The organism is Vibrio sp. Vb1337, from assembly GCF_033338715.1.
GTDB lineage: Bacteria > Pseudomonadota > Gammaproteobacteria > Enterobacterales > Vibrionaceae > Vibrio > Vibrio alginolyticus.
Map to the genome: position 1 here is coordinate 52,941 of NZ_JAWOTD010000004.1, position 23,402 is coordinate 76,342.

General features: G+C 45.0%; 24 protein-coding genes. 5 read left to right on the forward strand and 19 right to left on the reverse strand.

Annotated features, from left to right (window positions below):
• Nucleotides 1–5 precede the first annotated feature (5 nt).
• The 5 genes from acnD to R7E42_RS05680 all read right to left on the reverse strand — a co-directional run bounded on the left by acnD (nt 6) and on the right by R7E42_RS05680 (nt 6,313).
• Nucleotides 6–2,597: a Fe/S-dependent 2-methylisocitrate dehydratase AcnD gene (acnD, locus tag R7E42_RS05660; protein ID WP_017633775.1), complete on the reverse strand. Its 2,592-nt coding sequence runs from the start codon at nt 2,595–2,597 to the stop codon at nt 6–8.
• Between the two features lie 156 nt (nt 2,598–2,753).
• Nucleotides 2,754–3,896 carry a 2-methylcitrate synthase gene (gene prpC, locus R7E42_RS05665; RefSeq protein WP_005377283.1) on the reverse strand — a complete coding sequence of 381 codons (1,143 nt, stop codon included), beginning with the start codon at nt 3,894–3,896 and terminating at the stop codon, nt 2,754–2,756.
• A gap of 131 nt (nt 3,897–4,027) precedes the next feature.
• Nucleotides 4,028–4,924, reverse strand: a complete 897-nt coding sequence (gene prpB / locus R7E42_RS05670) for a methylisocitrate lyase (RefSeq protein WP_213912374.1) — start codon at nt 4,922–4,924, stop codon at nt 4,028–4,030.
• Nucleotides 4,925–4,936: 12 nt separating this feature from the next.
• Nucleotides 4,937–5,650: a GntR family transcriptional regulator gene (locus R7E42_RS05675; protein WP_005377279.1), complete on the reverse strand. Its 714-nt coding sequence runs from the start codon at nt 5,648–5,650 to the stop codon at nt 4,937–4,939.
• A gap of 264 nt (nt 5,651–5,914) precedes the next feature.
• Nucleotides 5,915–6,313: a GFA family protein gene (locus R7E42_RS05680; protein ID WP_017633774.1), complete on the reverse strand. Its 399-nt coding sequence runs from the start codon at nt 6,311–6,313 to the stop codon at nt 5,915–5,917.
• Nucleotides 6,314–6,578: 265 nt separating this feature from the next.
• Here R7E42_RS05680 and R7E42_RS05685 point away from each other — a divergent pair, with 265 nt between their 5' ends.
• The 5 genes from R7E42_RS05685 to R7E42_RS05705 all read left to right on the forward strand — a co-directional run bounded on the left by R7E42_RS05685 (nt 6,579) and on the right by R7E42_RS05705 (nt 11,476).
• A complete protein-coding gene (locus R7E42_RS05685; RefSeq protein WP_005388181.1) occupies nt 6,579–7,550 on the forward strand; it encodes a tripartite tricarboxylate transporter substrate binding protein in 972 nt (323 codons plus the stop codon).
• 238 nt (nt 7,551–7,788) lie between these two features.
• A complete protein-coding gene (locus tag R7E42_RS05690) occupies nt 7,789–8,283 on the forward strand; it encodes a tripartite tricarboxylate transporter TctB family protein (RefSeq protein WP_005388179.1) in 495 nt (164 codons plus the stop codon).
• Between the two features lie 19 nt (nt 8,284–8,302).
• Nucleotides 8,303–9,829 carry a tripartite tricarboxylate transporter permease gene (locus R7E42_RS05695; RefSeq protein WP_239938692.1) on the forward strand — a complete coding sequence of 509 codons (1,527 nt, stop codon included), beginning with the start codon at nt 8,303–8,305 and terminating at the stop codon, nt 9,827–9,829.
• Between the two features lie 279 nt (nt 9,830–10,108).
• Nucleotides 10,109–10,624, forward strand: a complete 516-nt coding sequence (locus R7E42_RS05700; protein ID WP_158156518.1) for an adenylate kinase — start codon at nt 10,109–10,111, stop codon at nt 10,622–10,624.
• Between the two features lie 81 nt (nt 10,625–10,705).
• The gene (locus R7E42_RS05705; protein ID WP_047102688.1) at nt 10,706–11,476 is read left to right on the forward strand and encodes a sulfite exporter TauE/SafE family protein; all 771 of its coding nucleotides are present in this window, start codon (nt 10,706–10,708) and stop codon (nt 11,474–11,476) included.
• Between the two features lie 292 nt (nt 11,477–11,768).
• Here R7E42_RS05705 and R7E42_RS05710 read toward each other — a convergent pair whose 3' ends face one another.
• The 14 genes from R7E42_RS05710 to sctW form a co-directional block, all read right to left on the reverse strand.
• The gene (locus R7E42_RS05710; RefSeq protein WP_017821698.1) at nt 11,769–12,740 is read right to left on the reverse strand and encodes a TAXI family TRAP transporter solute-binding subunit; all 972 of its coding nucleotides are present in this window, start codon (nt 12,738–12,740) and stop codon (nt 11,769–11,771) included.
• Between the two features lie 259 nt (nt 12,741–12,999).
• The gene (locus R7E42_RS05715) at nt 13,000–13,365 is read right to left on the reverse strand and encodes a hypothetical protein (RefSeq protein WP_017821699.1); all 366 of its coding nucleotides are present in this window, start codon (nt 13,363–13,365) and stop codon (nt 13,000–13,002) included.
• A gap of 353 nt (nt 13,366–13,718) precedes the next feature.
• Entirely contained in the window at nt 13,719–14,723 is a 1,005-nt protein-coding gene (gene vopD / locus R7E42_RS05720) for a type III secretion system translocon subunit VopD (RefSeq protein ID WP_005377262.1), read from the reverse strand.
• 10 nt (nt 14,724–14,733) lie between these two features.
• The gene (gene vopB, locus R7E42_RS05725; RefSeq protein ID WP_005377260.1) at nt 14,734–15,933 is read right to left on the reverse strand and encodes a type III secretion system translocon subunit VopB; all 1,200 of its coding nucleotides are present in this window, start codon (nt 15,931–15,933) and stop codon (nt 14,734–14,736) included.
• Between the two features lie 7 nt (nt 15,934–15,940).
• Complete coding sequence (gene vcrH, locus R7E42_RS05730; RefSeq protein WP_005377258.1) at nt 15,941–16,426, reverse strand: SycD/LcrH family type III secretion system chaperone VcrH; 486 nt, start codon at nt 16,424–16,426, stop codon at nt 15,941–15,943.
• A gap of 12 nt (nt 16,427–16,438) precedes the next feature.
• Nucleotides 16,439–18,262 (reverse strand): virulence-associated V antigen, encoded by a 1,824-nt coding sequence (locus R7E42_RS05735; RefSeq protein WP_309474145.1) that lies wholly within the window; start codon nt 18,260–18,262, stop codon nt 16,439–16,441.
• A gap of 10 nt (nt 18,263–18,272) precedes the next feature.
• A complete protein-coding gene (locus R7E42_RS05740) occupies nt 18,273–18,557 on the reverse strand; it encodes an LcrG family type III secretion system chaperone (protein WP_005395092.1) in 285 nt (94 codons plus the stop codon).
• A 60-nt stretch (nt 18,558–18,617) separates the two neighbouring features.
• The gene (locus tag R7E42_RS05745; protein ID WP_053304394.1) at nt 18,618–19,031 is read right to left on the reverse strand and encodes an LcrR family type III secretion system chaperone; all 414 of its coding nucleotides are present in this window, start codon (nt 19,029–19,031) and stop codon (nt 18,618–18,620) included.
• Nucleotides 19,031–21,157 carry a SctV family type III secretion system export apparatus subunit VcrD gene (gene vcrD, locus R7E42_RS05750; protein WP_086013853.1) on the reverse strand — a complete coding sequence of 709 codons (2,127 nt, stop codon included), beginning with the start codon at nt 21,155–21,157 and terminating at the stop codon, nt 19,031–19,033. Before vcrD ends, R7E42_RS05745 begins: the two co-directional genes overlap by 1 nt.
• Complete coding sequence (vscY, locus tag R7E42_RS05755) at nt 21,141–21,482, reverse strand: type III secretion system chaperone VscY (RefSeq protein WP_005377248.1); 342 nt, start codon at nt 21,480–21,482, stop codon at nt 21,141–21,143. The genes vcrD and vscY overlap by 17 nt, the downstream gene beginning before the upstream one ends.
• A 5-nt stretch (nt 21,483–21,487) precedes the next feature.
• A complete protein-coding gene (gene vscX / locus R7E42_RS05760; RefSeq protein ID WP_005377246.1) occupies nt 21,488–21,865 on the reverse strand; it encodes a type III secretion system protein VscX in 378 nt (125 codons plus the stop codon).
• The gene (gene sycN, locus R7E42_RS05765; RefSeq protein WP_318072421.1) at nt 21,862–22,236 is read right to left on the reverse strand and encodes a type III secretion chaperone SycN; all 375 of its coding nucleotides are present in this window, start codon (nt 22,234–22,236) and stop codon (nt 21,862–21,864) included. The genes vscX and sycN overlap by 4 nt, the downstream gene beginning before the upstream one ends.
• Nucleotides 22,223–22,507: a TyeA family type III secretion system gatekeeper subunit gene (locus R7E42_RS05770; protein WP_005377239.1), complete on the reverse strand. Its 285-nt coding sequence runs from the start codon at nt 22,505–22,507 to the stop codon at nt 22,223–22,225. Before R7E42_RS05770 ends, sycN begins: the two co-directional genes overlap by 14 nt.
• On the reverse strand, nt 22,488–23,381 hold the full coding sequence (gene sctW, locus R7E42_RS05775; protein ID WP_017821331.1) for a type III secretion system gatekeeper subunit SctW: 894 nt from the start codon (nt 23,379–23,381) through the stop codon (nt 22,488–22,490). Before sctW ends, R7E42_RS05770 begins: the two co-directional genes overlap by 20 nt.
• Between the last annotated feature and the right edge of the window lie 21 nt (nt 23,382–23,402).

Consider the following 23,402-nt stretch of genomic DNA (forward strand, 5'->3'; position numbering starts at 1 on the left):
ACTCCTTATTGTGCCAAGAAATCTTGCGCGAAACGCTGCAGAACACCGCCCGCGTTGTACACGTGAACTTCGTCAGCGGTATCTAAGCGACAAGTAACCGGAACATCGACTTTATCGCCGTTGCTGCGTGTGATAACCAGCGCTAAATCAGCGCCCGGCTTGATTTCTCCAACCACGTCGTAAAGTTCCGTACCATCCAGCTCTAGCGTATTGCGGTTAACGCCCGACTTAAATTGCAGTGGTAGTACGCCCATGCCAACCAAGTTAGTACGGTGAATACGCTCAAAGCCTTCAGCAACAATGGCTTCTACGCCTGCCAGTCGAACGCCTTTTGCTGCCCAGTCACGGGATGACCCCTGACCGTAATCCGCGCCAGCCACCACGATCAATGGTTGTTTACGATTCATGTAGGTTTCAATCGCTTCCCACATACGAACCACCTGCCCTTCTGGCTCTACACGCGCCAGAGATCCCTGCACGACTTCGCCGTTTTCCTTCACCATTTCATTGAACAACTTTGGGTTAGCGAAGGTCGCGCGTTGCGCCGTTAAGTGGTCACCACGGTGAGTCGCGTAAGAGTTGAAATCCTCTTCTGGCACACCCATTTTCGCTAAGTATTCACCTGCTGCGCTGCTTGCGAGAATCGCGTTGGATGGTGATAAGTGATCAGTGGTGATGTTGTCGCCCAGAATCGCCAATGGACGCATGCCAGACAATGTTCTTTCTCCCGCTAGCGCACCTTCCCAGTACGGTGGTCGGCGGATATAGGTACTCATCGGACGCCAGTCGTACAGCGGGTTGGGATTTTGCTCTTGATCATTCAGCTTAAACATCTGAATGTAAACTTGCTTAAACTGCTCAGGTTTAACATGAGTACCGACAACTGCATCGATCTCTTCATCGCTTGGCCACAAATCATTGAGATAAATTGGTTTGCCGTTTTGGTCCGTGCCAAGCGCATCGCGCTCGATATCAAAACGAATGGTACCGGCCAGCGCATAAGCGACAACCAATGGTGGTGAAGCCAAGAAAGCTTGTTTGGCGTACGGATGGATTCGACCATCAAAGTTACGGTTACCAGAAAGCACCGCTGTCGCATATAAATCACGGTCGATGATCTCTTGTTGGATTTTTGGATCCAGCGCACCACTCATACCGTTACAAGTTGTACATGCATAACCAACAATGCCAAAGCCAAGCTTCTCTAGCTCTGGTAATAAGCCCGCTTCTTCCAGATACAAGCGTGCAACTTTAGAACCCGGAGCAAAAGACGATTTCACCCAAGGTTTACGTACAAGACCAAGTTCGTTGGCTTTCTTCGCCACAAGGCCAGCAGCAACCACGTTTCTTGGGTTACTGGTATTCGTACATGAGGTAATAGCAGCGATGATCACTGCACCATCTGGCAACTCGCCTTCTTTCTCTTCCCACGCTCCAGAAATGCCGCGCTGTGCCAACTCAGAAGTTGGTAAACGACGATGAGGGTTTGACGGACCAGCCAAGTTACGGCTAACTGATGATAAATCGAACTCAAGTACGCGCTCGTAAACGGCGCTATCAAGATCGTCTGCCCAAAGACCGGTTTGTTTTGCGTAATTTTCTACTAGAGCAACTTGTTCTTCATCTCGACCAGTTAGTTTCAAGTAATTGATGGTCTGCTCATCAATATAAAACATGCCAGCTGTTGCGCCGTATTCTGGTGTCATGTTTGAAATCGTTGCGCGGTCTCCGATCGTTAGATCACGTGCGCCTTCTCCGAAGAATTCAAGATATGAAGATACCACACGCTCATTACGCAGAAACTCAGTAATCGCGAGGACAATATCCGTTGCGGTAATGCCCGGTTGACGTTTACCCGTCAGTTTGACACCGACAATATCTGGTAGACGCATCATTGATGGTCGGCCAAGCATGACGGTTTCTGCTTCCAGACCACCGACACCTATCGCAATAACACCAAGAGCGTCTACGTGAGGTGTGTGACTGTCCGTACCCACACAGGTGTCTGGGTAGGCAATGCCCTGCTTTGCTTGTACCACAGGAGACATTTTTTCCAAGTTGATTTGGTGCATGATGCCATTCCCAGCTGGAATCACGCTGACGTTTTCAAACGCTGTTTTACACCACTCGATAAAGTGGAATCGGTCTTCATTACGGCGCTCTTCAATCGCGCGGTTTTTGTCGAAGGCATCAGGGTCAAAGCCCGCATGTTCAACCGCTAAAGAGTGGTCAACGATCAATTGTGTCTCAACCACTGGGTTCACTTTTGCAGGATCGCCGCCCTGATCTGAAATGGCATCGCGCAGACCCGCTAAATCGACTAGAGCGGTCTGACCAAGAATGTCATGACAAACAACGCGTGCTGGATACCAAGGAAAATCAAGATCGCGTTTGCGTTCTATTAACTGTTTCAGGCTATCTGTCAATGTGTTCGGGTCACAGCGACGGACCAGTTGCTCAGCTAGCACGCGAGAGGTATAAGGGAGTGTTTCATAGGCTCCAGGAGAAATGGCATTGACGGCTTCGCGTGCATCAAAATAATCCAGTTGAGTTCCCGGAAGCGGCTTACGATATTGGGTATTAATATTTGTGTTCATGGTTTGCTTCCATTCAGTCTTTACATCTTGCCTTCATCAAGGTTTTCCATTGCTCCAGAAACACAGTGATGAGAGGTTCTCCTTCCTCTGCTAAAGAGAATGACAAAGGAAGGAGGTGGTCAACCAAAGCATATAATGCCCTCGTTGACCTTCGCGCTAGCGATTCTCGATAGGCACCCATTCTTGGTGATCTGGGCCCGTATAATCGGCACTTGGGCGAATAATACGGTTATTGGCACGCTGTTCATAAACGTGTGCAGCCCAGCCCGTTAAACGACTCATCACAAAGATTGGGGTAAATAGTTTGGTTGGAATGTCCATGAAGTGGTAAGCCGATGCATGGAAGAAGTCCGCATTACAGAACAGACCTTTCTCTCGCTTCATCACTGATTCAACACGCTCAGAAACCGCATATAGATGAGTATCACCAACTTGTTTCGATAGCTCTTTGGACCATCGTTTTATTAAGGCGTTGCGAGGGTCACTTTCACGATAAATCGCATGACCGAAGCCCATGATCTTGTCTTTATTGGCTAGCATTTTCATGATGTTCGCTTCCGCCTCGTCGGGCGTTTGCCAATCTTCAATCATTTCCATCGCCGCTTCGTTCGCACCGCCGTGAAGTGGTCCACGAAGCGTACCGATTGCTGCCGTGATACAAGAATGGATGTCTGACAACGTTGATGCACAAACGCGTGCTGCGAATGTAGAAGCATTAAACTCATGTTCAGCATAAAGAATGAGCGAGCAATGCATCACTTGTTTGTGCAGTGCAGATGGCGCTTTGTCTGTAAGTAATCGCAAGAAGTAACCACCGATGCAATCTTCAGTCTGATCCTCGGTGTTGATACGCACTCCATCATGACTAAAGCGGTACCAGTAACAGATGATGGCAGGGAACAAGGCTAGCATACGTTCGGTTGCTTTCAGTTGCTCCTCAAAGCTCATTTCCTGCTCTAGGTTACCCAATACAGAACAACCCGTGCGCATTACGTCCATTGGGTGTGCGCTTGCAGGAATTAACTCTAAAGCTTGTTTTAGCTCGGCTGGCAAACCTCTAAGGCTGAGTAGGTGTGTCTTGTACGCATCAAGTTCTTGTTGATTTGGCAAGTGACCGCGTAACAGAAGGTGAGCCACTTCTTCAAACTGTGCGTTGTTCGCAAGATCAGTAATATCGTATCCACGATAAGTTAAACCAGTTCCCGTTTTTCCGACAGTACATAAAGCTGTGCTTCCTGCGCTTTGACCACGAAGGCCTGCGCCACCTAATTCTGCTTTCTTTTCTGCAGTTTGAGACATTGTTTGAACTCCTTTTCTGTCTGACTTTTCCCTCTCTGGGGTGTTTTTAGCCAAACGAATTTCACGTTATTAGATGAGATAAATTCCGATTATCTTTTTCTTGGGCTTCCGTTTATTTTTGCTTTTCCCCGCTATTTCCCTTCAGAGAATAACTGGTCAAGTTTGTCTTCGTAGTCGTGGTAATTCAGGTGCTGATACAACTCTTTACGTGTTTGCATCGAATCAACCAGTGCTTCCTGATTACCCACTTCTAGCAAATGTTTGTAGACCGTTTCAGCAGCTTTGTTCATAGCACGGAACGCACTTAATGGATAAAGCACCATGTCCACTTTTGCTTTCGCTAGCTCATCGCAGCCATACAGCGGTGTCGCGCCAAACTCTGTAATATTCGCCAGAATAGGAACGTGCTTTCCGGTCGCTTGCTCAAGCGCATTTGAAAACTGAAGGTACTGGTCCAGCTTGTTCATCGCTTCGGGGAAGATCATGTCTGCGCCAGCTTCCACACACGCAATCGCACGCTCGATTGCGCTGTCCATGCCTTCAACAGCTAGCGCATCAGTACGAGCCATAATCACGAAACTTTCATCATTGCGTGCATCAACCGCGGCTTTTACACGATCAACCATCTCTTGCTGGCTGACTATTGCTTTGTTCGGACGATGACCACAACGTTTCTGTGCAACTTGGTCTTCCATGTGCACCGCTGCCGCGCCTGCTTTTTCCATCGCTTTGATCGTGCGAGCAATGTTAAATGCACCGCCAAAACCCGTGTCGATATCAACCAAAAGAGGCAAATCACATGCGTTAGTGATGCGGTCAACGTCAACCAAAACGTCGTTTAATGTTGTGATACCGAGATCCGGCAATCCGTATGACGCATTTGCGATACCGCCACCAGACAAGTAAATCGCTTGGTGACCCAAGTTTTTTGCCATCATGGCGCAATACGGGTTTATAGTGCCGACAATTTGTAGTGGATTATGTTGTTCAATGGCGAGTCTGAATTTCGCTCCCGGTGTTAAGCTCATGACGAATTCCTTCTAGTCTTTGTCTAAACTTTCTGTATGTATAATTTGAGATTGGATGAGCTTTCGACTTCCTGATATGTGTCTTCTCATCAACATTTCTGCAAGCTCTTCATCGCGATTGCGAATGGCTTCCAAAATGAATTTGTGTTCGGTGAGTGCCTCATTCGGGCGAGATTGTGCACGTGGCGACTGGTAACGATACATCCGTAATAAGTGATAGAGTTCATCACACAGCAGAGATATTAACTTACTGTTTCTGCTCGCTTGGATGATGCGATAGTGAAAATCAAAGTCACCATGTTGATGGAAGTAAGACGCGCCTTCCATTTGGTCTATATGCTTGGAATGTGTCGACAATAGCATTTCCAAGCTTAAGAGCTCTTCTTGCGTAATGTGTCGCGCAGCTAACCTTGCCGCCATGCCTTCCAATGCTTCTCGAACGGCATAAAGTTCTATCAGCTTTTCCGGAGAAAAAGTGGTCACTCTAGCCCCAACATGAGGAATTCGCTCGATGAGCCCTAGCCCCTCTAAGCGCATCAATGCTTCACGCAAAGGCCCACGACTGACTTGATATTTCTTTGCTAGCTCAGGCTCTGATATCTTATGGCCAGGCTTCACGTCGCCATTAACAATGACTTCAATGAGTGTTTCGGTCAGCGTTTCGGATTTGGTGTGTTCTTTCTCAGAACCCAGCACTTTATAACGAGCTTTCAACTCAGAGTTCATATTCAGATACTCTTGTTACCGACATCGAAATGTCTACAATTTTTTAACCTGAATATAAAGTAGTCGATCAAAGTGTCGACAATCAAGTAAATTGTCGACAATTTAGACTAAGGTCGTAATTTAAATGGGCCTAAAATGCCTATTAAGTGCCGTTTTTAGCAGGAATAAAGAATGGGGAACTCATATTGTCGACAACTTATAAACCTTTAAGCTTATGATCTAAAAACTAAAAGCTCAGCTGTCGAACAATAATCGGATAAAAAACTATTCTTTAGGTACAAATTGATCAAAGACTTGTTGCGAAGTCATCTTTTGTGAAGCGGAATTGAGGTCATAATAAGCTGGCTTTTCATCGGTAAAAATCTCTAAAGTGAGTTTGAAATCTGGGTTATCGAACAAACCAGCGGAAAGAATGTACTCACCTGTCGGCAACAAATGGTAGAAAAGGTTTGTGCCACACTCACCGCAAAACCCCCTCACTCCCCAGTCTGACGACTGATAACGTTTAGGTTCGCCACCTTTAAACGTCACGTTAGGCCCACAATGCACCGCATGAAGTGCGCCACTCGACCATTTTCGACACATCGAGCAATGGCACAGGCTAACCTCATTTTTAACCTCAGCGATGACTTCAATTGCCCCGCACAAACACGTCCCTTTCATTCTCTTTTCCTCGTTCATTTCCGTCATTTTATTATGGCCTACCAAAGCGTAAAGCCGCGTGACCTAACACCAACTTCTCGCCGTGAACTTTATGAACAAAATAACCGAAATGCTCAATATTCTCTTTATATCTCTTTTACAGACAGATATTTAACACTTAATTAACCTTTACACCAAGTTCAGCTTTAACGCTTACAAGGCATGACAACTGAGCAAAAACAATAAGGCTCAACTAAATAGAGTCGCTAACATAAGGAACGTGAACATGTTAAAGGTACTCAAACCAACGCTCGCAGCTTCAATCATCGCAGCTTCATTTTCATTCAACGCTCTTGCTGCAGATATTGAAAAAATGCACTTTCTTATCCCTGGAGGTGCCGGTGGCGGTTGGGACATGACCGCCCGAGGTACTGGTGATGTATTAATAAAATCAGACATCGTCGAAACCGTATCATTTCAAAACCTATCTGGTGGTGGCGGTGGCAAAGCAATCGCACATTTGATTGAAACGGCTGATCGTCAAGAAGATACACTCATGGTGAACTCAACACCGATCGTCGTTCGCTCGCTCAGTGGGATCTTCCCACAATCTTTCCGCGACTTGACTCCTGTTGCCGCAACGGTTGCCGATTATGGCGCCATTGTTACATCAGCCGATTCTCCTTATAGCTCTTGGGAAGATGTCGTTAAAGCTTTTAAAGAAAACCCACGTAAGGTGAAGGTTGCTGGTGGCTCTGCTCGTGGTTCTATGGATCATTTGGTTATAGCAGCAGCTTTCAAAGGTGAAGGTTTTGATGCGCGAAAAGTTCGTTACATTGCCTATGATGCAGGTGGAAAAGCCATGGCAGCCCTACTTTCAGGCGAAACACAACTGCTCTCTACAGGGCTAGGTGAAGTACTCGAAATGTCTAAGTCTGGGCAAGTGAAAGTGTTAGCGATTACAGCACCAAAACGTTTAGAAGCTGCGCCTAACATTCCAACTCTCACCGAATATGGTAATGAAACTGTCTTTGCTAACTGGCGTGGATTCTTTGCAGCACCAGGCACAAGCCAAGAAAAGCTAGATGAATGGAATGCCGCATTTACTAAAATGTATAACACCGACGAATGGCAAGTCGTTCGAGACCGCAATGGTTGGATCGACAACTATAAAGCGGATAAAGCATTCTTCGCGTTTCTTGAAGATCAAGAGCAACAGATGGGTGACTTAATGCGCGAGTTAGGCTTCCTGAAGTAACAATCGAATTGGGGTCCCTCAGATACCAACCTCAATGAATAACGTAGGTTGGTATTTCCCCATTGTATTTGCACTCTAAGTTTCACCGCATATGGACATTGTCGACAATCGACATGCACACTCCTTTGTTTATATACCCAAAGCGGCTCGACTAGCAGCGAAATGCTTAATTGTTAATGGTTTAGTTTATTCATTGACGTCCATATGCGGTCTTTTTTACTTTTGTTAGGAGTTGAATATGCCTCGTTCAACCAACTTTTTCACCAAAGAGTATTTGCTCTGTCGTGACCGCGTCGGCGCAATGATCTTTCTACTTTTCTGTCTTTGCTACGGTTATCAAACCTCACAAATTCCATTGTTTCCAGGTGATGAGTATGAACCATTCACCGCACGTACTCTGCCAACCATCCTGACTTACGTTGGTGTCGGCCTTTCTTTGCTATTGCTGGTGACAGGACAACCAGATAAACAAAGTGGCGCAGTGCTGACCTTCAATTGGAAGTTACTGATTGCCTTTTTAATTTTAATGGCGCTCTACGGCGTGGGCCTGACTTACTTAGGTTTTGTGATAGCTACTGGCTTCTTTTTATTGGCTGGCTTTTATCTGCTCGGGGAAAGACGTAAACCCGTTCTGTTTGGCGCGTCGTTTCCATTCGTGATCGCGTTCTACTTATTACTCACTCAAGGTTTGGACATCTATCTCGAACCGGGTTTGATTTTCACCATCTGGTAGTCAAAGAAAGGACTGAATTATGTTAGATGGAATTCTACAAGGTTTATCCACCGCAGTAATGCCAATGAACATTATGATGGTGATCGTTGGTTGCTTCGTCGGTACATTTATCGGCATGTTACCTGGACTTGGGCCGATCTCAGCCATTGCTTTGATGATCCCAATTACTTATGGCCTAGAGCCCTCCTCTGGCCTTATTTTAATGGCGGGTGTTTATTACGGTGCGGTATTTGGTGGTTCTACATCGTCGATTTTAATTAACGCGCCGGGTTGTTCTTCAACCGTGGTCACAGCATTCGACGGCTACCCAATGGCTCAAAAAGGCCAGGCAGGTAAAGCATTAGCTTTGGCAGCTTATTCGTCTTTCACTGGCGGTACGCTATCTGCCATTATGTTGCTTGTTGCCGCACCAGCATTGGCTAGCGTCTCCCTTAGCTTCCAATCGTCGGACTATTTTGCGTTGATGCTACTTGGGTTATCAGCAGTCGCGGCTTTTGCGGGGAAAGGTCAGGTAATCAAAGCGTGGATGATGACCATTCTTGGTTTGATGCTATCTACAGTTGGAATCGATAAAGGCGTAGGCGTTGAACGCTTTACCTTCGGTTTAACGGATTTAATGGATGGCTTTAGCTTCTTGTTGCTTGCAATGGCGACATTCGCACTGGGTGAGACACTGATGGGCATCCTTAAACCATCAAAAGACACCAGCGATGAAGAACAAGAAAAGCTGAGCAACATTGGCTCAATGAAAGTGACCAAGGAAGAAATCAAAGATGCTGCGCCTGTTTCAATTCGCTCTTCAATATTAGGTTTCTTCACTGGCGTTCTTCCTGGCGCAGGGGCAACCATTGCTGCTTTTTTAAGCTATGGTATGGAGCGCAACCTCGCACCTAAAGAGAAAAAGGATGAGTTCGGTAAAGGCAGTATCCGTGGTTTGGTTGCGCCAGAGTCTGCGAACAATGCAGCATCTAGTGGTTCATTTGTACCGCTATTAACGCTTGGTATTCCGGGCTCTGGTACAACAGCAATAATGCTCGGTGCGCTGATCGCTTATGGTATTCAACCTGGCCCTCGCCTATTTGTTGAACACCCAGATGTGTTCTGGTCAGTGATCATTTCCATGTACTTCGGCAACATCGTACTTGTGATCCTGAACTTACCATTGATTCCGTACATTTCAAAGCTTTTGGCGGTTCCAAGAACGGTGCTTCTACCGATGATTTTATTCTTCTCAATCACCGGGGTTTATTTGGTCTCTTTTAACACTATGGATGTGTTCGTGATGCTGATTGTGGCTATGGCTGCCATTGCACTTCGGCTCGCTAACTTCCCGCTCGCACCTTTATTGCTGGGCTTCATCCTTGGAGGATTAATGGAAGAGAACTTACGCCGCGCATTAATGATTTCAGATGGAGAACTGAGTTTCCTATGGGAGCGTCCTATTACCCTTACCTTTACTGTTTTAGCTGTATTGGTATTGGCAAGTCCACTAATCGTAAAGCTGATTCAAAAGTTTAAAGCACAGCCAGTCAGCGTTGAGCAGTAATCGCTGTCTCTTTCAACCTAGATAAAGCCATCCATCGTGATGGCTTTATCTTCCGCCCTCCAAATCGTTCGCTTATTGTGCAGATGGTATTGACAAATCACTGTCGTTATATGAAGGTGATTGTATGAATACAAACTTAGCGCAACTTAACCAACGAATTATCATCATTCCATAGGAATGGTGGGATTTTTTGATGCGCTCAGTATTTATCGAACCCACCCATAGCGGTGGGTTTTCTGTCTCTACCGTATGGGAAAAGCTCTCTTGGAGGCGGTCACAATGCAAAAAATAGCAGTTTTTGGTAAACCCGGCAGTGGAAAATCGACGGTAAGTAAAGCAATCGCGTCTGCTACCGGTCTTCCTCTTCATCAATTAGATTCAATAGTCTATAAACCAAACGGTGATCCCGTCGAGCGTAACGTTTTTGATGAAGCCCATAGCAATATACTAAGCTCAGATCGTTGGATTATAGATGGCCTTGGACCGATCAGCTCTTTCAACGCTCGTTTAGATGCAGCCGATACTCTCATTTATATTGATCTACCATACTCCGTAAGCTATTGGTTTGTCACGAAACGTCTCCTTAAAGGACTATTCATAAAACCTGAAGGTTGGCCTGATGGTAGTTCGGTACTGAAAGGAACGTTACAAAGCTACAAAGTTCTTCAGCAATGCCCCGCATTCTGGAATGATGACTTTATGTATAGCCTCGAAGGGTACTCTCAAAGTAAAGCCGTTCATGTCATCAAAAACGTTACAGAACTGAACAATTTTGTTTTAGAGCGGGTAAAGTAAACCTCATATCAGAACATTAGAGCATGTAGGTTAGATCATCTGAAGCTCTAACAATGAAAAAGAACATAACAAGGATTGTTTATGCTTTTAGAACTCTCACTTTTATTCATTGCTGGCGTAATTGGTGGGATCATTAACTCCATAGCGGGAGGCGGAAGCTTTATTACTTTTCCGGCTCTATTGGCAGTTGGTGTTCCTCCTATTATGGCTAACGCAACAAACACATATGCTTCATGTGCGGGTTACATTAGTGGAGCCGTCGGGTTCAGAGAAGAGATCATGAAGAACAAGCATGAACTGCTGTTCACAGTCTCATTCAGTTTAGTCGGCGGCGCTGTCGGAGCATATCTGTTGCTCAACACGCCAGAATCGCTATTTATGGAAGCCATCCCTTGGTTACTCTTATTTGCCACCGTGCTTTTTCTCACCGGTTCTCGTTTAACAATGCTAATCAAAACTGTCGCGAAAGAGCACAAACATGCTGGCATACTCGGAGCAATCGCGTTGGGTTTACTACTTGTTGGTGTCTCTGCTTACGGTGGTTTTTTCAACGCAGGTTTAGGGGTTATTGTTCTGAGCTATCTGGTAGTAGCTGGTCACCAAGACATTAATTTAATGAACGGTTTGAAATTGCTCGTATCTACGTGTGTTTCACTCATTGCTATCGTGATTTTTGTTGCCAATGGCTCCATTGATTGGCACACAGGTAGTGTTGTTTTGGTCGGTACGTTGGTAGGTGGGTATCTTGCAGCTCGTGTCTCTCGTCAACTGAATCCCAATCATGTTAAAGGGTTTGTTGCTCTTTCTTCTATTCTCATCACTATCTACTTTTTCATTGATGTTTATGTTTAAGCAAAACTTGTACAAGTGGATAACAATCCTACAAAAACACCAGCGCGAAAGATTAATGCAGATAGCTTAACGATTTTTGTGTCACTCCAGCGAGGTTAGGAATCTAATAGCACTACACTGAGCGGCTAATGAAACCATTTTGATCACAAAGTGCTCGGATAGAAGATCCTGTATCACGCTCCTTCGTCGCTGTACAGGATGACGAGAAATAGAAATATGCCACTCGCGGTTAAACGAGTGGCATTGATCGAGAAAGATGGCGTTTTACATCAATAATAAGAGAAAGTAACGCTTACTTAATCAGCCCTACTTCTTTGTAGTATTTGAGCGCACCTGGGTGAAGAGGCGCAGATAAACCGTCTTTTACCATTTCCTCTTTCTTCAAGTTTGCAAACGCTGGGTGGAGACGGCGGAAATCATCGAAGTTTTCAAATACCGCTTTAACCACGTTATAAACCACATCTTCTGGTACCGCAGTAGAAGAAACAAACGTCGCGCCCACACCAAAGGTTTGAACATCACTATCTGTGCCACGATACATACCACCTGGGACATTTGCGACACGATAGAAGCTGTTGTTTGCAACCAGTTTTTCTACATTAGGTCCAGCTACCGTTACGATATTACTATCACACGACGTAGTGGCTTCTTTAATCGCTCCACTTGGGTGACCAACGGTATAAATCATCGCATCAATTTTGTTATCACAAAGTGCTTTTGATTGCTCTGCTGCTTTTAACTCAGAGACAAGCTTAAAGTCGTCGTTACTCCAACCATACTGGTTCATTAGTACTTCCATAGTACCTCGCTGACCAGAACCAGGATTACCAATGTTAACGCGCTTACCTTTCAAATCATCAAAAGTTTTGATGTTCGCGTCTTTACGTGCAACGACAGTAAACGGTTCTGGATGAACGGAGAATACGGCGCGTAGCTCTTTAAAAGGCCCGCTTTCTTCAAACTTACTGGTTCCTTTGTAAGCATGATACTGCCAGTCTGATTGCGCGATACCGAGGTCCAATTCACCAGCACGAATAGTGTTGATGTTATAAATCGATCCCCCAGTACTTTCTACCGAACAACGGATACCGTGATCTTCTCGCGATTTGTTAACCAAGCGACAAATAGCGCCACCAGTCGGATAATAAACCCCTGTTACGCCACCGGTACCAATCGTGACAAACGTTTCCTCCGCAGACGCAGAAAAGCCTGTTGTGAGTGCCGCCAAAGAAGCCGCAAGTGCGATTTGCTTAAACTTAAACATTGAACATCCCTTTTACTTGTGTTGATGACCGTTTAAGTATAGCAATCGTTAACAATTTGATAACGTTTGAGTTCTCATCCTTGGCGGTTAGCTTAGTAATCACCATTTTATTGGCATATTCTGCCGTTATATAATGGCTCTATATAAGCGTAAACCGTATAGTCTAGAAAATTAAATCTTTAGACTGATATGTCCATTCTAAATTATCTATTAAATAGAAATACTCAGGTCAAATTACTATAATCTTGTTAAATAACCTTTATTCTATATAAATATGATGAGTTATAACTCCAGCCAGAAGACATGATGTACTTGAAATAAATAATACGAATGAGAGAACAAACAATCGTTGAATATGAATTGGAACCTTATCCCTCTTCTCTAACATTTTATATCGTTTCGCATGAAAAGTGCTCAGAAAAACAGTTCCATATTGTAGTACTCCGTGACCTGATAAGAATATATTCAGAGTGTAGTATCGAACTCCATTATCAAGAGCATCTTCAAGATACTTCAACCACTTGGATTTCAAATAAATAACAAACAAAAACCAAGCAAATATACCTAAAATTCCAACCGTAGTCAGATAAATCACTAAATCTGATGCTAAACTGATATCTTCCATCTTCGACTACTTATTAAGTTGAGTTTTATATAATTCTGTTCCCAAATACTCACCAGTCGAACTACCATATTTTGTTATTGAGTATCTAATTACACCCTTCACTACAAAAAATTCTTAAACACACTTTTTGTGAATAATAATGGCACTTTAACTTAATTTTACGCAACAAGGCTACTATGAAGTTGTTAGCTTTGAGCTGAGTTCAACAAAAACAGTAACTTTTATGCAATGTAACTCACTACGTTATATTGCTTTACAAACAAATCACCCAGTAAATATCCGTATCTAGTTTAGATAGCTGAAATAAAAAAAGCGTTGTATAAACAACGCTTTGTAGTTAGTGAAACGGATGGTTACACCGTTGGGACTGATGCTCGCCACGCTTGGTTCTGGCTATCTGAGATAGATCGGAACAAGTCACGTAGTTCTTTCAATAAGCCTTCTTGGAAACCAATGTTTTCATCGGCTTTCTGTTTGGCTGCTTGTGCGCGAGTCGCTTGTACTTCATCATCTTTGCTGCGCGCTTGCGCTTTGGTTTGCTCTACATTCGATGCTGAGTTTGCCATCTGGCCCAAAGCTTGAAGAATCGCGTTCTTCGCTTGGTTTGAGCTCATCAACTTATCGAACTTACGGCCACCACTTGTCAGCTGCGCTGTCGTGTCTGCGATATTGTCTTTCGCTAGTGAGTGCGCACGCTTAACCTGATCTTGCTGCGTTTTAGACAAGCTATTGTTATTTAATAACTCTTCTGCTTGATCGAAGCCAGCTTTTTGCGTTTTAAGTACATTATTGCTCGCCATTTCATTCTTGATTTCTTTCCCTGCTTTGAAAGAACCAAGGGCACCAATAATTGCGGTAGCACCCGCTAGTACACCCGAAACGACTGCCATCGCGATCATCGCGCTTGCCGAGTTGTTTAGTTCTGCCGCTTGGCTTTCTAAACTCGCGACGTTTGCTTCAACAGCAATTTCACGTTGTAGCACTTGTTGCTCACGGCTCAGCTTTGATACTTGATACAACAATGTTAATAGCGTCAACGATTGTGATACCGCATCTGATGGTGACTTGATCACCTCCTCACCGTTAAGCGCTTTCATCGTTGTGCTCATTAATGAGCTCACCGTCGGTGCAAGAGCGCTCATTAGGTTTGCAACAACTTGAGCTTGGTTACTCACTGTAGGAGCTTTAGGTGTCTCTAACTGGTAGCGTGCTGCACCAGAAACACCTGACTCACTTTGGCTTTTAACAGCGCCCGCTTCAAGCTTTGTTTCCGGCGCTTTTTCTGCTTTGTTGGTTTTAATGGTGTCGCCTAAACCGTATAGTTCACCACGACCCGTTCCGCCTACTTTATCTAGCATAATAAACTCCTTATACCGTTGCAGGACGGCTTAACACCGTTTGCATAGTTTCACTTTTCGCTTGAATCATTTGCATGATGAGGCTCATCAGCTCTTGGAAGTCTTCCATCAACTTACCAATCTCTTCTTTGAGCTTATCAATGACAGCCTGGCTTAACGTCATTTTGGCTCGAAGGTCTGTGATATCAGCCTGAATCTCTGTCACGTGAGCATTGTTAGCAGCATGGACACTGTCCGTTGCGCCTTTACCCACATTGACGGCAAGATCGACGGTTTCTGCGCCATAACGAATCGCTTTCGCTGTTGTTGTCGCAGCTTTTGTGCCCATATCCGCCACTTTCGCCATGTTTGCAGCGGCTTTCGTAGCGATTTCCGTGACCTTTTGAGCTACCTTACCAGCACCTTTTGCTGCAAGTTTCGCGATACCGCCAGCTGCTGCACCACCAAACGTCACAACAGCTCCAATAACCGCGACGGCGATTTCTAATGCCATTACGACTTTGTTTAGCACATCGACATTTACGCCCGCTTCTTTTAGCGCATCTTGAACGGCTGGCTCTTGCAACGCCATGCTCACTGCTCCCATGACGCCACCAGCGATCATAAGTGCACCGGCTGCTGCACCAACACCCGTTGCCACCATTACGGCACCAACAACAATAGAAACCACCGCACTGATCCAACCAAAGATCTTCGCTGCTAAGCCTGATTTTTGGGCTTCTTTTGCAGCGGCTTCCGATTCTTTGATTTTGTCTTGGTTTTCCACCATCTCTTTTTCGTGCTTAGCTTTTGCGACCTTCACTTCCTGAATTTTCAGCTCGTTTTGAGCACTTTTCAGTTTATCCGTGATAGCAGCAAGCTCTACTTCAAAATCATCAGCAGATCCTGCGATGATTTTGACGGCAATCGAACCTGTTTGGTCTGCAACTGCATGGAGAGATTTTGCAATGGTATCGACGATCTTTTGCAGCTGTGCCATGGCTTTTAGCGTCAAATCATTCACTTTGTCACTAACAGCTGCGTTAGGTGCATCTAACTGAACTTTTACTTTTCCGGTGTTCAGTACATCTGCATCTTTACTCTTCACGTTTTCTACCGTCACAGAAGGCGTCGCTGTAGACGCCGTTTTCTGCACGTTATCTAACGTGGCTTGGCCAGATTCAGGGCTATAAACCTGTGTCTGGATGCGGTCAAGTGCAATAGAACTCATAGTCTAATTACTCCTTTTTATTTCTCACCGCTTCTAACATGATGCCTGCACGCTCATGCAAATCTGCATATTGTGATTTTCCGGCAGACATCTCCTTCGCGCTGTAAAACCCACTCTCTGCTTCTGTCAGTTGTTCCAGTTTCAGGTGACATTCAGCAGAGTGAAAAGGTGGGCGTGGATCATTTACGTCCACTAGCGCTGCGTAGCTGTAGGCGTCTATTGCCTGCAGATACTCACCCAACTCCTGACGAGCCGCGCCAAGGCCAATGAAAAATCGCGCCTGATAATGATCAAGCATGCTGAGTAATTGAAATACTTTCGCTGCTTGCTCAATCTTTCCCGATTGGAAAAAGTTGTAACCTACGGCATAAATGTGTTCGATGGTGTCCTGAGACACATCGTGCAACATTTTTAGCGTGCCTCCCTCTTCCAGAAAAGACAGCAGCTCTTCTGCTTGCATTTGGGATGGATCGGTCGCGTTTGTTTTAGTCATGGTTGGTTATCCTTAAATGGCTCGTAGGATTTCTTGTAAAATACTGTGGTACTTCTGAACAAACTTGTTCATCGCTTCAACGGTCGAGTTGTATTGAGAACTGGTGTCGTTCAGCTCAGTGGTTTTGATTTGCACTTCATCGTTAAGCAACTTGGATTTAGCACTGACAGAACTAGAAAAATTAGACAGTTTTTTCGACTTCTCTTCGTCTTGGTACGACGCACCATCACCGATAGTAATACCTTGTGTTTGAAGGAAGTCTCGATGGTTTGTTATCTTATTATCCGTCAAATACTTGTACTCAGGTGAAGCTTCAAAATCCGTTTGATTGCTGTAGTTAAAGTCACTCGCTTTGAAGTTACTTTCTGGATATCCCGGCTTATAAACCCCATCAACACTTTGCGTAGAGTGAATTTTTGATTGCACAACACCAAAAACTTTAAGCTGTATTGTGAGATCCTCTAATGCCTCTTTCTGGTCATTACGTTTCTCTAAACGGTTAACACGACGCTCATTTAGTGCAAGCAGCACTTGCTCATCAAAACGGTCTCCAATGCTGGACTCAACAACCGCCAACAAATCACGAGCCGTTAGAGAGTGCTCTGCTCTCACCTCGCGATCCGCTTTCTCTTTATCGGTGATATTGAGTAGACGCTCTTTCAATGCTCCTAAGTTCTTGCGCAATGCCTCGTATCGCTCAGTAAATGAAGCCCCGGTAGATTCACCTTTTACTATTTTTTCAAACTGTAATCGGATATCTCGTTCGGTGTTTTCTTTGATCAAATTAACTTGAGCTGCCGTTATTTGTGTCTTTTGGACATCGGCTATCGCGCTGTCCTGGTAAAAGTCGTCGATTTCTATATTTGTTAAACTCACCGCGAAGTTGGCGAACAGACTAGAAAGGGTCAAAGGCTCAGTTCCACCAATGACAGTATTAAGTGCTGCTTTTAGATTGTTCGTTCCACTCGCCTCACCATAAGCTGCGCTATATTGGCCTTTCACTTGAGCGGCCATTTCATCTAACGCTTCTTTAAGCTGCTGTTTAGAAATACCAGGAGTCCAGGTAATTCTGCTAGCTAGCGCACTTGCGTCATCGGTGCTTAAAGTAATACCAATGCCTTGAAAACTACTTTTTAATTGAGCTGAGACTTGAAGGGCGAAACTCTCTTTAGTCAACAGAAAGTCCGAGCTCTTCAGTTGCGCGAGATTAACGGAACCTAAGCTACTAAAGGCATTGCGAAGAAAAGAAATAGAAGCATCTCTCACTTCACGGGAGCCCATTTGATTAGCAAGCTCTGCAACAAAAAGAGAAATTTCTTTGGTGGCATTAGCCAGTTCTGTCTCAGAGAGGTTGGCGATCTGCTCCGCTTGGTTACTCTGAGTGCCCAAATTAAATTGACTAACAAACTCAGTAGACAACGAGCTATCTACGTTTTCCGTCAGTAACTTACTAAACCAAGCCTGAAACTGATTTGATAGCGTTTGGTTTGTTTGAGCATTAAACTCGGCTGCGGTTAATTCGCCATCTGAGTTAGCACTTTGTAGCGACTTTATCCAAACAGATACGGTGTCGGTCAATGATATACCAGCAAACGCGTTATTTTTCGCTTTTAGGTTTTCAAGTGTATCAACATAAAGCGCGATACTTTGTGATTCCGTTTGTCCCGAGATAGTTGGCAATGAAGAGATTAGAGAGGCAAGTTGCTGAGTCTCTGCTTCACCCAGTACAGGGGTAAATGCCTCTATCAAGTTTTGTTGGAAAGTGGGTAATGGTGCACTACTCGCAGCTGTGTCTGTTGCTCCTGTCGTAGAGCCAGTCATTTTCATATTCGTCATTTCCAAACCTCTAAATCATCATGCCGCGCATCACTGTGGGACGCTTTCTGCGTTTACCTGACGTACCTTGTAGCTGATTTTGTTGTTGCCGGCGGCGCTGGACTTCGTCTATTAGCTCTTGCTCTGCACGTTTCATGGTATCTACTGGCGCTTTTATACCGCCAAGTAAAACATCCCCCGCAACAGGACCAACACCTAAGCCTTCCAATAGCTCGTTAAAAATATCGGTTCTGTCTTCAGCTTTTCTAATGGCAAGCTCAGCGTTCTCAATCGCATCGGTAAACGGTTGCTTCATCTTGATTCCTATCTTAAAGCGGGTCATCTCATCGGTGCTGTCAGTAACAGTCGTGAGTTTTTACTTTTTCAACTTTTTCAAAGGTCTATAATCTGCTAGGCGTAAACAGTACCAGTCGTCTAGCTCATCATGGCTTGCACCGCATGCTTTTAGATAGAACTGTGCCAATCGCTGGCTGCTCATGTTGCTACCACGTAACACATCGACGTTGCCGCGAATGACCCAATCGGAGGGATAAAGTTGAATGGCATGTTCAGCCAAAAGAAATAAGCCGGCAAAGGGGTTACTCAACCCCAATTTTGGACGAACGCGTTTCAGAAGAACGATGATGATTTCACCGTCCTCCACCCGAAAAACGAGCTCTAAGCCCTCAACTTCAATTCGATAACCAAGTTGAATTTCACTTTGTTGCCAAAAGTATGGCGTCACTTCGATCCCCGCTTGCGCCAGCGAGAGTATTAGTTTTGTTTTCATTACATCCCCACCCTTCCAAGTGGCTGAATATTGATTTGCTGGGTTAGTTCTTGAAATGACAAAACGGGCAGATCGTAGTATTCCGATTCAATAAGCTTTCGCACATATCGGCGTACATCCATAGACACAACTAGCACAGGTTTATTCGGCATGCGGCTTAAGTCACCAATGGTCTGTTTCACATCACTGACAAATTGTTGCGTTACTGACGGATCTAACGCCAAGTAACTCCCTGCTGAGGTTTGACGAATACCGCTGCGTATTGTGTCTTCGAGATTTTGATCCAATAAGTAAGCGGGCAACATGTTTTGTCCGCTTGCGTATTTGTAGCAAATGTAACGTTTTAAGCTGGAACGAATGTACTCCGTCAGCTGTACAACATCTTTCTCTTTTTGGCCCCACTCAACCATCGCTTCCAAGATCACGCGAAGGTTTCGGATAGAAATGTCTTCAGAAACCAAGCGTTGCAAGATTTCCGTCATTTTTTGCAACGGAACAATACGCTGGGCCTCTTTGACTAGCTCCGAATAACTGCCTTCCATCTGCTCCAACAGATAACGCGTCTCCTGAATACCAATAAAGTCTTGTGCGTACTCCTTGAGAACATGAGACAAGTGGTACGTTAAAATCCTGTCGGGTGTGAGAAAACCGACATGACTGGCTACGAGTTTTTGCTCATAACTCTGTGCCACCCAAATGCTAGAAATACCAGGTAGAAAATCTTCATCTTGCTCATAAGGCACGCCTAATAAATCGATCTGTTCATTCCCTTCTGTCACCAAGAGTTGATCTTTAACAATTCGTCCTCGTGCAACCGGGACTTCTTGTAACTGAATTAAGTACTCGCCATTTTGCATCCCCTCGTTAAAGCGCAGGTGGATGCCTGGGAAAGGCACGCCTAGGTCGAGATATAGTGCGCGTCTAACCCTTGCTAGCTCTTCATTTAATGCGACCGCTTCCAAGCTTTCCTGAAGGCTCGCGTCAAGATCGATCAAGAGTGGGACCGTCATGGCAAACTCTTCTTGCTCACCTAATTTGCCTTTACTGTTTCTAGATGGAGTGGGTTTGTTTGGCTTCGCTGCTGGCGAACCGGCCCCTTGCGAAACAAAGCTTGATAAGTCGGTGCTATCTGATTCCGCTTGTTTTTTCTGTTGATAGAAAAGGAAGAAACCACCACCACCAACCACGGCGGCCAAGACCAGAAAAGTGATTTTTGGAAACCCAGGGATGAGCGCGAACAGCACCAAAAGCACACCACCAATAAGAAGCGCACGTGGCTGAGCAATCACCTGCCCACCAATGTCCGACCCAAGATCAGAAGAGTCTTCATGAGAAACACGCGTCACGATAATACCGGCGGTAATCGCGATAAAGAGTGCCGGGATCTGCGACACCAAACCATCGCCAACGGTCAAAATCGCAAATAACTCAAGTGCTTCAGAAGCACTCATGCCTTTTTGCGTTACCCCGATCGTGACGCCACCTAAGATGTTGACCACAATGATGACCAGACCCGCAATGGAGTCGCCTTTAACGAACTTCATCGCGCCATCCATCGAGCCATACATTTGGCTTTCTTTTTCAATCAGTGATCGTCGGTGCCTAGCTTCGTGTACGTCAATTACTCCAGCACGCATGTCACCGTCAATACTCATCTGCTTACCAGGCATCGCATCGAGTGAGAAGCGCGCACTAACTTCTGCTACCCTTTCTGAGCCTTTGGTGATCACCATAAACTGAACAATGGTAATGATCAGGAACACAACAATACCGACCACTAAGTTACCGCCCACAACGAAGTTACCGAATGTATAAACGATTTGACCAGCATCGCCTTGTAGCAAGATCAAGCGGGTTGTCGTGATAGATAAAGACAGACGAAACAATGTCGTGATCAATAGCACCGCAGGAAATGCAGAGAACTCAAGTGGCGTGGTGATGTAAATCGCTAACATAAGCAGCACCACCGCAATGCTCATGTTGGTGCCAATCAGCACATCCACCAGTGCGGTAGGAAGTGGCAATATCATCATAAAGACGATCGCGAGTAACATCACCGCAAGCATGATGTCTTTGCGTTGCCCTACTTTGTTTAGAATATCGATCAACTTATTCATGTGATTCACTATTTAAAGATTGCAGATAGCGTCGGTGCGCTTGGCGTGCCCCATCGACGTCATTTTGTTTCCAACGCGCTTGGCTTAAACAAAACCAGAGTCCTGCCGAGTCAGGATGAAGGTCGGATTTTAATAGGTGCTCACACACCTCAATCGCCCGGGTATATCGACCACTTTGTAAACACGCCACAGCAAGTGTTTGCATCGCCTCTTTGTGCTGCGGTTCTATTTCTAGAACCGCATCGAGAATAGAAATGGCATGCTCTGGCTTTTGGTATTGAACTTGTAGCGCAGCGTGAACAAGTAAGAGTTCAATGTCTTTGGATCTCAACATGTTGGTTAGACCTGGATAAGGAGATTGAGCGCCATAGTGAGGTAACGCTGATCAAGTTGTGTACTTTGTAGCGTTTCAGATGCTTTGATAAAAGAAGCGGAGCCTGAATCCTGTGCAAGAACTTGCAGCTGAGCTAACGTTTCATCAAATTGTTGACGGTATTTTTCTGGACGCAACAACTCTGAGTGCAGCAGCTTGGGCTTAGTTAACGCGATGAGATATTGGTCTGAAGGCCGGAGGTCATAGAGCTTCTCTAAATGTGTAGCGACCGCCTGACCATCAGGAAGCAATTGAAATCGCTCTGGGAAATCGGCCTTAACTTCACTATGAGTAACATGCGTAAAGGCTTCGATGCCTACGTTTAAAGTGCTGACTCGAGTCATGAGCCTGCCACATCGTTATGTAGACGAGCCAAAAGCGTAAACGCTTGCTCTAAGGTCGGAAGTGTTACTTCTTCTCCTTTTAGCCTTGCTGAAAAAACCAGAGTTTGTTCATCTAACAAGCCGGTTTTAATTTCGAAAGGCCAGCCTTGATCGGCATGACACAAACACAGTGCACTTTGAATAATGTCACTGGTTTGATGCCAAGATAACGCTCGAGACAACATCAAGAATAACTGCTCACCCTGTCGCTTAATATGCAGCGTACCACTTTGCTCAAAATCCAGCTGCACCCGTCCAGCTGATGAGAAATCGACGGCATCGAGCCCCATTCCTCGGCAAAATTCATCGACGGATGCATCAATCCAACTCATCTTCCCACGCTTCCTCTTCTTCTATATCAATGGCTTCGTCTAGCGCCTTTTGTACCGCTTGGATTAAATTCTGTCGTTGTTCTTCATCGGCGAATACGTCAATTGGGATTGCGCGAACTAACTTATGGAACTCTCGAAAAAAATCGATTTTTTGTTCTACCGCCGTCAATTCCATTGCGTTGGCGACTTTCCATATCTCATCACTGCTTACCCATCGCTGCTCTACCAACGCAATCACATCAGCCATCAAATTAGAAACTTGATAAGCCATAATTCGTCCTTTCCGGTTTAAACATTTGGAACAGCTGACTCACACGATCTTGCAACGTATTTAGAGTTTTGAGTTTTTGCATATCGGACATCAACCACTGCAACTTAACCGAATCGATACTGCTACCTTGAACACTAAGATCTGCACTCATGCCTTGCAGCATAAAGTCAACAGCGGTCGATACCTCCTGCTCACCAAAGCGCGCCACCACATCTTGATAAGCAGCGCCGAGCCCTTGATAACTATGAACGGTATCGCGGTAGAAGCCGCGCAGCTGATGCAAAGAGCTAAACTCTTGCTCTTGGCTGTATTCATCAGCAAAATTTGAGACGCGAATTTCCGTATCAATTTGAGACCATGTATCAGGGTTTTGCTCGATTCTTAGAAGTGCTTGGTCAATCAGCGCTAGTAGGTGTTTACTTTCTGGACTCGCACTCAAAAACTTTTTCACGGCTTTTAGCGCGAGGTATTGATGGCTTTTCTCCTCGGAAAACCCATTCAAATAGGCTTGCAATTGCGCGATGGTCGAGATATTTCCTCCCGCCATTTTTGTAGCCAAATCTTTGATCTTTTGATTCTTTTCAAGATCAGGGACTTTTCTTAAATAGTCCGAAACGAGTTCATGTGCTTCATTAACTCGAACACCACTGTCTTTCACTTTGCGCTTGGTCAGATCTTTCTCTGCTTTTTCGGAACCGAGTGAAGTGAGTTCTTCCATCGCATCAAAAAGTGATTGTGTGGCATTGTGAACACGGACGGTTTCACCGCGATAATTGCCTTTTTGTGAAACGTCGGGGCGAGACGATTCCAACCCGTTTTGGATAGACGCATCAAACTTTGGATTTGTTGCGATATGATTGTTGATAATACTCATTCACTTGCACTCCTTCCGCAC

Excerpts from the sequence above, each read along its gene's own strand:
- acnD (WP_017633775.1), bottom strand. The coding sequence starts at position 2,597 with ATGAACACAAATATTAATACCCAATATCGTAAGCCGCTTCCGGGAACT.
- prpC (WP_005377283.1), bottom strand. The coding sequence starts at position 3,896 with ATGTCTCAAACTGCAGAAAAGAAAGCAGAATTAGGTGGCGCAGGCCTT.
- prpB (WP_213912374.1), bottom strand. The coding sequence starts at position 4,924 with ATGAGCTTAACACCGGGAGCGAAATTCAGACTCGCCATTGAACAACAT.
- R7E42_RS05675 (WP_005377279.1), bottom strand. The coding sequence starts at position 5,650 with ATGAACTCTGAGTTGAAAGCTCGTTATAAAGTGCTGGGTTCTGAGAAA.
- R7E42_RS05680 (WP_017633774.1), bottom strand. The coding sequence starts at position 6,313 with ATGAAAGGGACGTGTTTGTGCGGGGCAATTGAAGTCATCGCTGAGGTT.
- R7E42_RS05685 (WP_005388181.1), top strand. The coding sequence starts at position 6,579 with ATGTTAAAGGTACTCAAACCAACGCTCGCAGCTTCAATCATCGCAGCT.
- R7E42_RS05690 (WP_005388179.1), top strand. The coding sequence starts at position 7,789 with ATGCCTCGTTCAACCAACTTTTTCACCAAAGAGTATTTGCTCTGTCGT.
- R7E42_RS05695 (WP_239938692.1), top strand. The coding sequence starts at position 8,303 with ATGTTAGATGGAATTCTACAAGGTTTATCCACCGCAGTAATGCCAATG.
- R7E42_RS05700 (WP_158156518.1), top strand. The coding sequence starts at position 10,109 with ATGCAAAAAATAGCAGTTTTTGGTAAACCCGGCAGTGGAAAATCGACG.
- R7E42_RS05705 (WP_047102688.1), top strand. The coding sequence starts at position 10,706 with ATGCTTTTAGAACTCTCACTTTTATTCATTGCTGGCGTAATTGGTGGG.
- R7E42_RS05710 (WP_017821698.1), bottom strand. The coding sequence starts at position 12,740 with ATGTTTAAGTTTAAGCAAATCGCACTTGCGGCTTCTTTGGCGGCACTC.
- R7E42_RS05715 (WP_017821699.1), bottom strand. The coding sequence starts at position 13,365 with ATGGAAGATATCAGTTTAGCATCAGATTTAGTGATTTATCTGACTACG.
- vopD (WP_005377262.1), bottom strand. The coding sequence starts at position 14,723 with ATGCTAGATAAAGTAGGCGGAACGGGTCGTGGTGAACTATACGGTTTA.
- vopB (WP_005377260.1), bottom strand. The coding sequence starts at position 15,933 with ATGAGTTCTATTGCACTTGACCGCATCCAGACACAGGTTTATAGCCCT.
- vcrH (WP_005377258.1), bottom strand. The coding sequence starts at position 16,426 with ATGACTAAAACAAACGCGACCGATCCATCCCAAATGCAAGCAGAAGAG.
- R7E42_RS05735 (WP_309474145.1), bottom strand. The coding sequence starts at position 18,262 with ATGACGAATATGAAAATGACTGGCTCTACGACAGGAGCAACAGACACA.
- R7E42_RS05740 (WP_005395092.1), bottom strand. The coding sequence starts at position 18,557 with ATGAAGCAACCGTTTACCGATGCGATTGAGAACGCTGAGCTTGCCATT.
- R7E42_RS05745 (WP_053304394.1), bottom strand. The coding sequence starts at position 19,031 with ATGAAAACAAAACTAATACTCTCGCTGGCGCAAGCGGGGATCGAAGTG.
- vscY (WP_005377248.1), bottom strand. The coding sequence starts at position 21,482 with ATGTTGAGATCCAAAGACATTGAACTCTTACTTGTTCACGCTGCGCTA.
- vscX (WP_005377246.1), bottom strand. The coding sequence starts at position 21,865 with ATGACTCGAGTCAGCACTTTAAACGTAGGCATCGAAGCCTTTACGCAT.
- sycN (WP_318072421.1), bottom strand. The coding sequence starts at position 22,236 with ATGAGTTGGATTGATGCATCCGTCGATGAATTTTGCCGAGGAATGGGG.
- R7E42_RS05770 (WP_005377239.1), bottom strand. The coding sequence starts at position 22,507 with ATGGCTTATCAAGTTTCTAATTTGATGGCTGATGTGATTGCGTTGGTA.
- sctW (WP_017821331.1), bottom strand. The coding sequence starts at position 23,381 with ATGAGTATTATCAACAATCATATCGCAACAAATCCAAAGTTTGATGCG.